At 58.9% G+C, this 11301-nt stretch carries 10 protein-coding genes and 1 tRNA gene; 7 read left to right on the top strand and 4 right to left on the bottom strand.

What is annotated here, in order from left to right; genetic code table 11:
* The 4 genes from NTW95_00055 to NTW95_00040 form a co-directional block, all read right to left on the bottom strand.
* Positions 1-653 (bottom strand): phosphate acyltransferase (locus NTW95_00055; protein MCX6555819.1); only part of this gene is annotated, 653 nt, incomplete at its 3' end.
* Positions 650-1738 (bottom strand): butyrate kinase, encoded by a 1089-nt coding sequence (gene buk / locus NTW95_00050; protein ID MCX6555818.1) that lies wholly within the window; start codon positions 1736-1738, stop codon positions 650-652. The genes NTW95_00055 and buk, both read right to left, overlap by 4 nt.
* A 42-nt stretch (positions 1739-1780) precedes the next feature.
* The gene (locus NTW95_00045; GenBank protein ID MCX6555817.1) at positions 1781-3763 is read right to left on the bottom strand and encodes an ABC-F family ATP-binding cassette domain-containing protein; all 1983 of its coding nucleotides are present in this window, start codon (positions 3761-3763) and stop codon (positions 1781-1783) included.
* Positions 3764-3855: 92 nt separating this feature from the next.
* The gene (locus NTW95_00040; GenBank protein ID MCX6555816.1) at positions 3856-4701 is read right to left on the bottom strand and encodes a transporter substrate-binding domain-containing protein; all 846 of its coding nucleotides are present in this window, start codon (positions 4699-4701) and stop codon (positions 3856-3858) included.
* Between the two features lie 146 nt (positions 4702-4847).
* Here NTW95_00040 and NTW95_00035 point away from each other — a divergent pair.
* The 7 genes from NTW95_00035 to NTW95_00005 form a co-directional block, all read left to right on the top strand.
* Positions 4848-4929, top strand: a tRNA-Leu gene (locus tag NTW95_00035).
* Positions 4930-4979: 50 nt separating this feature from the next.
* Positions 4980-5468, top strand: coding sequence for a C40 family peptidase (locus tag NTW95_00030; protein MCX6555815.1), 489 nt, complete (start codon positions 4980-4982; stop codon positions 5466-5468).
* A gap of 12 nt (positions 5469-5480) precedes the next feature.
* Positions 5481-6164, top strand: a complete 684-nt coding sequence (locus NTW95_00025) for an ABC transporter ATP-binding protein (protein MCX6555814.1) — start codon at positions 5481-5483, stop codon at positions 6162-6164.
* Positions 6165-6257: 93 nt separating this feature from the next.
* The gene (locus tag NTW95_00020) at positions 6258-7529 is read left to right on the top strand and encodes a glucose-1-phosphate adenylyltransferase (protein ID MCX6555813.1); all 1272 of its coding nucleotides are present in this window, start codon (positions 6258-6260) and stop codon (positions 7527-7529) included.
* A gap of 65 nt (positions 7530-7594) precedes the next feature.
* Positions 7595-9793, top strand: coding sequence for a DPP IV N-terminal domain-containing protein (locus tag NTW95_00015; protein MCX6555812.1), 2199 nt, complete (start codon positions 7595-7597; stop codon positions 9791-9793).
* Positions 9790-10680, top strand: coding sequence for a class I SAM-dependent methyltransferase (locus NTW95_00010; protein ID MCX6555811.1), 891 nt, complete (start codon positions 9790-9792; stop codon positions 10678-10680). Before NTW95_00015 ends, NTW95_00010 begins: the two co-directional genes overlap by 4 nt.
* Positions 10658-11301, top strand: a 644-nt coding sequence (locus NTW95_00005; GenBank protein ID MCX6555810.1) for a UbiA family prenyltransferase, incomplete at its 3' end; no start/stop codon positions are given. The genes NTW95_00010 and NTW95_00005, both read left to right, overlap by 23 nt.

The raw sequence follows: 11301 nt of genomic DNA, 5'->3' as shown, positions 1-11301 counted from the left end.
GCCAGCGGGCCGTCGATGATGGCGCCCTTGATCTGCTTGCGATCGGCCATCTTGGAAATGACCGCCGCCTCCATGGTGCAGGGCATCTTTTCCGACACTTTTTCGTTGGCCGCCAGGATGGCGATCTTGGGGTTCTCGATGCCCAGTTTGGCGGCGATCTTGATGTTGTAATTGATCATCTGCACTTTCTGGTTCAGGTCGGGGTAGGGGATCATGGCCACGTCGGAGACAAGCAGCAGCTTGTCGTAGGTGGGGATTTCCAGGATGGCCGTGTGCGACAAAATGCCGTCCTTGCCGACCAGGTTGTAGTCCTTGTTCAGGATGGGCTTCAGGTAGTAGGGGGTCGAGATCAGCCCCTTCATCAGGATCTGGGCCTTGCCTTCGATGATCAGGCGCACCGCCTTGTCGCCGCTCTTTTTCTCGTCGGGTTCGTTGACGATCTCGAACAAGCCCGGGTCGACCTTCAGCTTGGCGCAAACGTCGCGGATGACCTTCTCGTTGCCGACCATGATGGCGTCGATGATCTTCTCCTCGACGGCGCGCTTGACCGCCAGGATGGTGTCCTCGTCCTGGCCAAAGGCAATGGCCATGGAATAGTTCTTTTTGGCTTTGACAATGGTTTCGATCTCGCTCAGCTTCCTCATCGCTTTCATGCGTTTCCTCCTGAATATTTCCAATGTTTCGCGGTTTCCTCTCCGTTCAGCACGCGCAGCGCTCCCTGGGCCAGCGCCGTCATCTCGTCCTCGCCGGGCAGGATGATCAGCCGGGCCAGGAACTCGATGCGGCGGCGGACCAGTTCGATGAAATGCTCGTCATAGGCGATGCCGCCGGTCAGGACGATGGCATCGATCTTGCCCTCCAGCACCGCGGCCAGCGAACCGATCTCCTTGGCCACGTTGTAGGCCATGGCCTCGAAAACCTGCGTTGCTTCTTGATGCCCGGCCTTGACCATGTCCTCCACTTTTCTCATGTCGTTGACGCGGAGGTGGGCGACAATGCCGCCCTTGCCGGTGATCATTTTCTTCAGCGTGGCCAGGTCGTATTTCCCGGAGAAGGCCAATTCGACCAGGCTCCAGCTGGGCAGCGAACCGGCGCGCTCGGGCGCGAACGGGCCGTCGCCGTTCAGCGCGTTGTTGACGTCGACCACCTGGCCGTTCAGGTGGGCGCCGATGGAAATGCCGCCGCCCAGGTGGGCGACGATCAGGCGGCACTGCTCGTAACTGCGGCCGAGCTTCTTGGCCGCTTCGCGCGCCGCCGCCTTCTGGTTCAAGGCGTGGAATATGCTGATGCGGCGGATCTCGGGCAGGCCGGTGATGCGGGCGACGTCGGCCATCTCGTCAACGACCACCGGGTCGACGATGAAGGCGTCGACCGGGATGATCCCAGCGATATCGCTGGCCAGCAGCGCCCCCAGGTTGGAAGCGTGCTCCATCTTGTTTTGTTTCAAATAGGCGATCATTTCCTCGCTGACCAGGTAGGTCCCGGAGGCCATGGGCGTCAGCAGCCCGCCCCGGCCGACCACGGCCGTTAGCTGCTTGACGGCGAACTTGTTTTCCTCCAGGAAATTCAGGATGACTTTTTCCCGGAATTCGTGCTGGTCGATGATCCTCTGGAAGGGAGCCAGCTCGTCGGCCGTGTGCGAGATGTTCTGGCCGAGAATTTTTTTCTCGCCGGCAAAGATCGCTATCTTGGTTGACGTCGAACCGGGGTTGATCGCAAGGATGTATTTGTGTGCCATTTTTAAATTTACCTCAAAACGAAAAAATTTTCAAGTGGCCGGTCAGGAAAAATTCATTTCATCGACTTTTTCCAGCCGCCGGGTCAGCTCCTCCCAGCGCGGGTAGAGCTCGGCCAGGCGCCGGCTGGCCTGATTCAGCTCCTGCATCAACGGCTTGATGCGCGCCGATTCCTTGAGAAAGTCGGGATCGCACAGCAGCGACTGATTCCGTGTTTTCAACTTTTCCAGCGTGGCGATCTCCTCCTCCAGGGCCGGCAGCTCCCTGCCGATCTCCATTTTGAGCTTGCTGCGCCGGTCCCTGGCCTCGGCTTCCAGGCGGCGCTGTTCCCTGGACTTGCCTCCTCCTTTGCTTGCGGCCGACCCGGCGGCACTGGCGGACGGCTGTCCCGGCAGCGGTCCCGTTTCAACGTCGGCGGCGGCGATCTCCTGCTCGCGCTTCTGGGCGAAATAGGAATAATTACCCGTGTATTCGTACATGCGGCCGTCCCTGATTTCAAAAACGCGCTGCACCAACTGGTCCAGGAAATAGCGGTCATGGGAAACCAGGACGATGGTCCCGGAATAGTGCTGCAGGGCGTTCTGAAAAATCTCCTTGGTTTTCAGGTCGAGGTGATTGGTCGGTTCGTCAAGGATCAGGCAGTTGCTTTCGCCCAGGAGGATCTTGACCAGGGCCAGGCGGCTTTTTTCGCCGCCGGAAAGGACGGCCACCGGCTTGTGAATGTCGTCTCCGGAAAAAAGGAATGCGCCCAGCAGGCTTCTTTTTTCCAGATCGCTGCCCGGGCTGTCCAGCGCCTGTACCTCTTCCCAGATCGTGCGCTTGTAGGCCAGGTTGTACTGGCTTTCCTGGGAAAAGAAAGCGGTTTTGACCTGGTGGCCCAGTTGCAGGGAACCCTGGCTGGGCTCTTCGCTCCCGGCCAGGAGCCGCACCAGGGTCGATTTGCCGGCGCCGTTGATCCCCAGCAGGGCAATTTTCTCACCGCGGTAAATGGTGCAGCCGATCCCGGAAAACACCTGTTTCTGGCCGTAACTTTTGCCCAGGTCGCGGACGATGATCACTTCCTTGCCGCTGCGCACGGCGGGCGTGAAGCGGAAATGCACTTTCTTCGAGCCCTCCGCCTCCGGCAGTAGCTCGAATTTTTCGAGCTGCTTGATGCGGCTTTGCACCTCGGAAGCCTTGCTGGCCTTGGCCCGGAAACGGTCGATGTAGGCCTGGATGCGCTTGATCTCGGTTTTTTGCAGCTCGCGCTGCTTTTGCAACGCCGCCAGCCGCCGTTCTTTTTCGCGCCGGTAATGGGAATAGTTGCCCTTGTAAATTGTGATTTTCCCCCGCTGGAGCTCGGCGATCTGGCTGACCATCTTGTCCAGGAACATGTGGTCGTGGGAGATGGTCAGCAGCGTGCCGCCGTAGTTTTTCAGGTAGTTCTCCAGCCATTCCATGCTCTCGGTATCAAGGTGGTTGGTCGGCTCGTCCAGGAGCATGATCTCCGGGTTGGCCAGCAGGATGACGGCCAGGAATATCCTCATTTTCCAGCCGCCGGAAAAGTCCCGGCAATTTTTTGCGTAGTCGTCGTTGGCAAACCCCAGGCCTTTCAGGATGCGCCGGGACCTGGCGTCGAAATCGTAGCCGCCCTGGATGCGGAAGGCCTCGCTGGCAATATCGAATTTGTTCAGCATCGCTTCAAAGCCGGCCCGGTTGTGGTCGTCACGGGCGATCTTCTCCTCGTACGAGCGCATGTTTTTTTCCAGTTCATCCTGGCCGGTCCTTTTCTTGAGGTAATCCTGAACCGACAGAGGATCGAGCTCCACCAGGTCTTGCGGCAGATAACCGATGCGCTTGTTTTTGGGGATCTCAATCGTGCCGCTGTCCAGGGAGGATTCTCCCTTGATGGCCCTGAACAGGGTGGTTTTGCCGGCGCCGTTGTCGCCGACAATTCCGATGCGGCTTTTTTCGCTGATCAGCCAGGAAATCTGCGCGAAAATTTTTTTATCGTTGTAGGTCAGAGCGATATTCTGCAAACTGATCATGATCCGCTATGCTCCTTGCACAATTTAGGTAAGGGCGGGGTCATCCCGCCCCTACGTATACATTGAAAACCGGCGGCAGTTCAGCTTGAAAACTAAATCTTGTCGGTGAAGACCTTCGCATCCTGGACGAACTGGTTGATCTTGTTCTCCTTGATCAGCCTTTCCAGGATCTGGTTGATGCGCTCCAGGAGTTCGCTGTTGCCCTTTTTCACCGCAGCGGCGGAGCCGAGCGGCGTGCGGTTGGAATTGCACTCCAGGTTGAGAAAATCCTTGTTCTTGAACACATACGCATCGGCGACCGGCTTTTCCAGGATCACGGCATCCAGCTTTTGCGCGGCCAGTCCATCGATCAGCGCCTGGATGGTCGGCAGGGTGACGAAGGTGGCCCCAAAGATCATGCTCTTGGCCATGTCTTCCTGGATCGAACCGCTCTGGGTGCCGACCTTTTTGCCGCGCAGGTCTTCCAGCAGCTTTATCTGTTCGCTGTCTTTGGCCCTGATCAGCATGTTCTGGATGGCCTGGTAGTAGGGGATGGAAAAATCGACCATCTTTTGCCGGCTCTCGCTAGGCGCCAGCCCGGCCAGGATCAGGTCGATGTGCCCGTCTTCCAGTTCCTTGAACAGGTTGTTGAAAACAATGTTTTTGATCTCCAGTTTAACGTTCAGGTCGGCGGCAATGGCTTCGGCGATGTCCATGTCGATGCCGACGAAATCGTCTTCGATCTCGGGCAACAGGCGGAACTCGTACGGCGGGTAATCGGCGCTGGTACCGATGATGATCTTGCCGGCTTTTTTGATCGCGGCGATTTTTCCCGGCTCTTTCTTATTCAATTCGTCGGTCTGCATCCGGCAGCCTGTCTGCCAGGCGCTGGCCAGCATGCCCAGGATAAATAGCAGGCCCAAGCAGGTCTTTTTGGCGGAAGAAAATTTTGTTGACATTCCTGCCTCCTTAAGAAAGACTTGATTTTACCTTAGCAAATGCTTTTTTCATTGTCAACCATTGATTTATTTTTCTTTGCCCGCCCCAAAAAACGGGAGGGAGTCCATTTGACAGCGCCGGCGAATAATGATATTTTTTGAAAGGCGCGAAAGTGGTGGAACTGGCAGACACGTCAGACTTAGGATCTGATGCCGCAAGGCCTGGGGGTTCGAGTCCCCCCTTTCGCAAATCAAATGCCGTGCGGGGTTTGCCTTGCATCCCGCCGGGAAGGCAATCGTTGAAAGCAATAAAAAAAAAACCGGAAACGCCGGCGGGCCGGGTCTGGCTGCTGCCGCTGGTCGTTCTCGCCTGCACGCTTTGTTCCGTGCGCAGTACTCCGGAGTGGGAACAACGGGTGCTGCGCCGCCAGATCGTCGAGCTGGCCGCGAGCCTGGTCGGCATCCCGTACCGCTTCGGCGGCGTCGATATCGACGGTTTCGACTGCAGCGGGCTGGTGTTTTATGTTTTTGATTGTTTCGGCATCCGGGTGCCGCGCAACGCCCGGGAGCAGGGCCGGATGGCCGGGAGCGTGAAGTTGACGCATGCCGCTTCAGGCGACATCCTGGTCTTCAAATCGGCGCAAACATGGCATTCGGCCATCTACATGGGCGGCGGCCGCTTCGTCCACGCCCCCGCCGCCGGGGGCTGGGTCCGCTTCGAGAATTTGAATGGCTACTGGCTGTCGCGCTTGCGCAAGGTGAAAACCCTGTGGCCGCGCGCCCGCTGAGCCGGAGGTATCATGGCTGCCATCGTTTTGGAAGCCGCAGAGCTTGAGAAAAGCTTCATCCAGCCCGACCGCAACAAGCTGGTCATCCTGCAGAACCTCGGCCTGCACGTGGAGCAGGGGAGCCTGGTGGCCGTCACCGGCGCCTCCGGTTCCGGCAAAAGCACCCTGCTGCACCTGCTGGGCTCGCTGGACCGTCCGGATCGGGGGATGGTCCGTTTCGCCGGCGACGACATCGCCGCATTCAGCCGCAAGCGCCTGGCCGCCTACCGCAACCGCGACATCGGTTTCGTTTTCCAGTTCCATTACCTGATGCCCGAGCTCACGGTGCTGGAGAACGTGGCCGCCCCGGCGCTGATCCAGACGTTCGGGCGGGAAAAGGCCTTTGCCGCGGCCGGGGAACTGCTTCGCGAAGTCGGCTTGGCTGAAAAATTCGCCGTCATGCCCTACCAGCTGTCGGGGGGCGAAAAACAGCGGGCGGCCATTGCCCGCAGCCTGATCAACTCGCCGCGCCTGCTGCTGGCCGACGAGCCGATCGGCAGCCTGGACTGGAAGACCGGGGAAACGGTGTTCCAGCTGTTCAAGCAGCTGATCCGCGAGCGCGGGCTCACCGCCGTCATTGCCACCCACAATTCGCAGCTGGCGGCCCTAACCGACAAGAGATATCTGTTGCACGGCGGCAAGCTGGAAGAAATCTGATGTTTTGACCCCCTACCTTATTGACAATTACCTGTCTGCTGTCTATCATGAACGGGGAAAAAATACGCCACCGCTTGGCGGCAGGAGACGCGCATGAAAGACGTGCTCGCGGTTATTCTTGGCGGCGGCCGGGGAACGCGGCTTTATCCACTGACCAAGTACCGGGCCAAGCCGGCGGTCCCCATCGGCGGCAAGTTCCGCCTGATCGACATCCCGATTTCCAACTGCCTGCATTCGAACATCAGGAAAATCATGGTCCTGACCCAGTTCAATACCGCTTCCCTGCACCGCCATATCGCCCAGTCCTACCGCTTCGACGGCTTCTCGGACGGATTTCTGCAGATCCTCGCCGCCCAGCAGACCATCGACGATTCGAACTGGTACCAGGGAACGGCGGACGCCGTGCGCAAGAACATCCACTACATCAAGAATCAGAAAGCAAGCACAGTGGTCATCCTTTCCGGCGACCAATTGTACCGCATCAACCTGCGCGACTTCCTGGATCGCCACCGGGAGAAAAAAGCCGACATCACCCTGGCCGTTAAGCCGGTCCCGCGCCAGCAGGCGGGAGAATTCGGCATTCTGCAGATCGATGACCACCGGCGCATCATCCGCTTCGTGGAAAAGCCCAAGACCGAGGCGCTGCTGAACGAACTGTTCACTCCCGACGAATACCTTGGCTTGAAGGAAAAAGGGCTGAATTACATCGCATCCATGGGCATCTATATTTTCAAAAAGGACGTGCTGATCGACCTGCTGGAACACAATGCCAAGGAGGATTTCGGCCGCGAGGTCATCCCCGATTCCATCGCCGACCGCCAGGTCTTCGCCTACGTGTTCAACGATTACTGGGAGGACATCGGAACCATCAAGGCCTTCTTCCACGCCAACCTGGATTTCGCCACCCCCATTCCCCATTTCGATTTTTACAATGAAGCGGCGCCGATCTACACCCGCAAGCGTTTCCTGCCCGGCTCGAAGATCGAGAACTGCGACGTCCATTACTCGCTGATCTCCGAAGGCTCGATCATCGAGGGCAGCCACCTGGTCAACACCATCATCGGCATCCGCTCGATCATCCGCGCCAATTCCCACCTGGAGCGGGTGGTGATGATGGGGGCCGATTACTATGAAAGCCTGGAGGAAAAGGCCGAGGATGCGACCCGCCAGCGCGGCCCGGTCGGCATCGGTCGCAACTGCGTCATCCGCAACGCCATCCTGGACAAGAACGTCCGCATCGGCGACGGGGCGCGCATCGTGAATGAAAAAGGTCTGACGAGTTTTACCCACGACCGCTACAATATCGTCGACGGCATTGTCGTCATTCCCAAAGACATGGAAATCCCCAGTGGTTTTGTCATTTGATTTCCAAAGCCGCGCCCGCGATTGCGCCGGAGTGCGTTGACGCGAATGCTCAACATGGAGAACCGATGAAAATACTCGTTTGGCTGCTTGGCCTTTTCTTCTTCTCCCTTCATGGCGGATCGGCTGAAAAGCTGACCTTCGAAGGGGTTTACCTCAACCGCGGCGACGCGCTGCTGAAACCCTTGCCTGACATTCCCGGCTGGCTTGACGACCTCCGTTTCGTCGAGAACCGCGACGGTAAATGGCTGGCCGTCGATGCCGGCAGCGGCCGGGCGCAAGTCCTGCTGGATCCCCAGGAGCTGAAAGCGCTGACGCCGCTGAGCCTGAACTCCAGCAAGCCGGATGACCACAACGCCGATTATTCCCGGCTGGCCTTTCTGCACCAGGATGATATATATGTTTTCCGGAAGAATCCGGCAACGGTCACCCGCATCACCGCCACCGTTGCGGCTGAAAAGAATCCCGTCTTTTCACCGGACGGCCGTTTCCTGGCCTATACGGCGGCAGGAAACCTGTTCGTCTGCGGTGCCGACGGCAGTCTACCCGTCCAGGTTACCAGCGACGGCAGCGACGAGATACTGAACGGCTACGCCTCCTGGGTGTACTACGAGGAGATCCTGGGCCGGGCCAGCCGCTACCGCGCCTTTGACTGGAGCCCCGACAGCGGCAAAATTGCCTTCCTGCGCTTCGACCAGAGCCGGGTGCCGCAGTTCCCCCTGTTTGACGCCAGCGGTCCCTACGGACGCCTGGAGATGCAGCGCTACCCCAAGGCCGGCTTCCCCAACCCGACCGTCACCATCGGCGTCTTTGACCTGGCCACGCGCCGCACGGAGTGGATCGCTTTCCCCGATAGCGGCGACCATTACCTGACCGTACTGGATTGGAGCCATGACAGCGGGAAATTGTACCTGCAATGGATGAACCGCGGCCAGGACGACTGGAAACTCTTCAGTTATTCCCTGGCCAGCAAAAAAATAGGCTTGGTCTACCGCGAGCAGCGCAAGACCTGGGTCGATGCGCTCGCCAAGGATGAATTTTTTCCCATGGCCGACGAAAGCGTTCTGCTGCTCTCGAGCAAGAGCGGCTGGAACCACCTTTACCGCATCCAGGCGAACGGCCTGGAACGGATGATCACCAGCGGCCCGTGGTCGGTGAGGGGGATCGAGTTCGTGGATGAAAAAAAGGGGCTGGTCTTCTTCAGCGCCGACAAGGAGGACTCCACCCGGAGCGACCTCTACCGGATATCCATCACGGGCGGCGCTCCGCGGCGTGTGACCAGCCGGGACGGCACCCATGCCGTGACCTTTTCAAAAAATGGCTCCTTCTATCTCGACCGCTTTTCATCCCTGCGCCAGCCGCCCAGCTTAAGCCTCTGCAGCCGCGCCGGCCGTCCCTTTCGTGTGCTCGGTGAAAGCCTCACCGCCAACCTGCGCCGCGTCGCCCTGGGCAAGGCGGAGCTCTTCAAGATCCCGGCCGCAGACGGCCTGATGCTGCCAGCCGGCTGGATCCTGCCCCCCGATTTCGACGCGAAAAAGAAATACCCGGTCATCCTCTCCATTTACGGCGGCCCCGATAGCCGTTCGGTCATCGATGCTTTTCCCCGCCGTCTGGACGATTATTTCCTGGCCCAGCAGGGGATCATCGTGCTGAAGGTCGACCACCGCGGCTCGGGTCATTTCGGCAGGAAAATGGTCGAAGCCATGCATCGCTGCCTGGGAAAGTGGGAGCTGGCCGACTACGGCAGCGCCGTCGCCTATCTGCGTACTCTGCCCTTCATCGACGGCACACGGATCGGCATCACCGGCGGCAGCTACGGCGGCTACGTCGCCGCCCTGGCCATGGCCGCGGCCCCCGATCTCTTCTGTTGCGGCATCGCCGAGTTCGGCGTGATGGACTGGTCGCTGTACGACTCGGTCTACAGCGAACGCTACATGGACCTCCCGGCGGAAAACCCCGACGGCTACCAGCAATCATCGGTGCTGTCCCATATGCAAACCTACCGGGGCAACCTGCTGCTGACGCACGGCAGCATGGATGACAATGTCCACATGCAAAACACCCTGCAGCTGCTCAACGGCCTGCTCGACTTGGGGAAACCGGTCGAGCTCATGATATACCCCGGGGAACGCCACGGCGTGCGCGGCAAAAAAGCGGTCGACGAGGCCAGGATCAACCTTGAGTTCTGGCAGAGGAAGCTTCTTGCTCAGGAAGAAGTCGGACCAGTCGGACCTGTCGGACCAGTCCGACAAGAAAAAAAAGAATGAAGCTCGCCGTTCTCGACCGCTGCCCGCTCTGCCAAAGCCGGAACATCGCGCTTTTTAAAAAAGGCACCGTCATTCCGGAAAAAATCAGCGCCGCCGATTTCAGGATCACCGACAGCCATTACGGAACGCGCTGGACTTTTTTCTCCTGCCGCGACTGCTCTTTCGTCTTCGCCAACCCGGCCCCGACCCAGGACGAGATCGCGGATTTTTACGCGGCGCTGGCCGACGAGGAATACAGCCAGGAAGACGAGGGGCGCGGCCGCAATTTTTCCACGATTCTGAAAAGGCTGCAACCCTTTGCGCCGGCCGGTTCTCCGCTGCTGGACGTCGGGGCGGCCAGCGGCATTTTCCTTAACCTGGCCAGGAGCGCCGGCTATGCGGTTTCAGGCATTGAACCGTCCACTGCCCTGGTCGCCGATGCGAAAAAACTCTACGGCCTGGAACTGTTTTGCGGCACGGTGGAGCAATTCAACTCCGGCGGGAAATTCGCGGTCATCACCCTGCTCGACGTGCTCGAACATGTGACCGACCCGGGCGCCTTGCTGGCGCGCTTGAACGGCTGGCTGTCCCCGAACGGCATGCTGGTCATCGTCACCCCCGACATCGGCAGCCTGGCGGCCCGGATCATGGGCGGCCGCTGGTGGCATTACCGCATCGCCCATCTTAATTTTTTCAACCACCGTTCCCTGGACCGCCTCTTGCGGGAGCACGGCTTCGATATCGCGCTGCGCAAGCGCTTTGCCTGGAATTTTTCGTCCTACTACCTGCTGACCCGCTTGTTCCCTTTTTTAAAGGGCAAGGCTTTACAAAAGCCGCTGAAAAAGCTACACTTCAGGCTGCAATTGGCCGATTCTTGGGAAATTTATGCCAGAAAGAAACAAAAGTAGCCTGTATATCGCTTCGTTGCGGCTGGAACGCTGGCCGCGCAGCCTGGCCATCCTGGTCGGGTTCGCCGCCGTTTTCCTGGTCAACCCCGCTGGGATTGGCTCATTGCTGACAGTACTTGCGTTCTTGAAAATCGGCTTGGCGTTCGTTCTGACCTGGATGGTTTCCACGGCCAATTACATCATCAATGAGATCACCGACGCCCCCTTTGACGCTTTCCATCCCGGCAAGAAACACCGCCCCCTGGTCAAAAACGAGATCAGCATCAAGTTGCTGCTTGTCGGCTGGGTGGCGCTGGTGGCCGCCTCCTTGGCCGTTGCCAACGCTTTCTACTCCCGGGCCTTCGTTCTCAGCCTGGGCGCGCTGCTTCTGGCCGGGCTTTTGTACAATGTTCCTCCCATCCGGGTGAAGGATGTTCCCTACCTGGATTCCACGCTGGAATCGGCCAACAATCCGATCCGCTTCCTGATCGGCTGGTACGTCCTGGCCGGGGCTTTTCCTCCCCTGAGCCTGCTGCTGGCCTGGTGGGCCTTCGGCAACTTCCTGATGGTCGGCAAAAGGGTGGCTGAAAAAAAATTCCTGACTAACGCAGAATCTTCGGCATACCGGCTCTCTTTAAAACG

Source organism: Candidatus Aminicenantes bacterium (assembly GCA_026393795.1).
Classification (GTDB): Bacteria; Acidobacteriota; Aminicenantia; order UBA2199; family UBA2199; genus UBA2199.
The sequence above is the reverse complement of the archived record's forward strand: the minus strand, read 5'-3'. Positions and strand labels throughout refer to the sequence as shown.

Excerpts from the sequence above, each read along its gene's own strand:
- NTW95_00040 (MCX6555816.1), bottom strand. The coding sequence starts at position 4,701 with ATGTCAACAAAATTTTCTTCCGCCAAAAAGACCTGCTTGGGCCTGCTA.
- NTW95_00015 (MCX6555812.1), top strand. The coding sequence starts at position 7,595 with ATGAAAATACTCGTTTGGCTGCTTGGCCTTTTCTTCTTCTCCCTTCAT.
- NTW95_00025 (MCX6555814.1), top strand. The coding sequence starts at position 5,481 with ATGGCTGCCATCGTTTTGGAAGCCGCAGAGCTTGAGAAAAGCTTCATC.
- NTW95_00020 (MCX6555813.1), top strand. The coding sequence starts at position 6,258 with ATGAAAGACGTGCTCGCGGTTATTCTTGGCGGCGGCCGGGGAACGCGG.
- NTW95_00045 (MCX6555817.1), bottom strand. The coding sequence starts at position 3,763 with ATGATCAGTTTGCAGAATATCGCTCTGACCTACAACGATAAAAAAATT.
- buk (MCX6555818.1), bottom strand. The coding sequence starts at position 1,738 with ATGGCACACAAATACATCCTTGCGATCAACCCCGGTTCGACGTCAACC.
- NTW95_00010 (MCX6555811.1), top strand. The coding sequence starts at position 9,790 with ATGAAGCTCGCCGTTCTCGACCGCTGCCCGCTCTGCCAAAGCCGGAAC.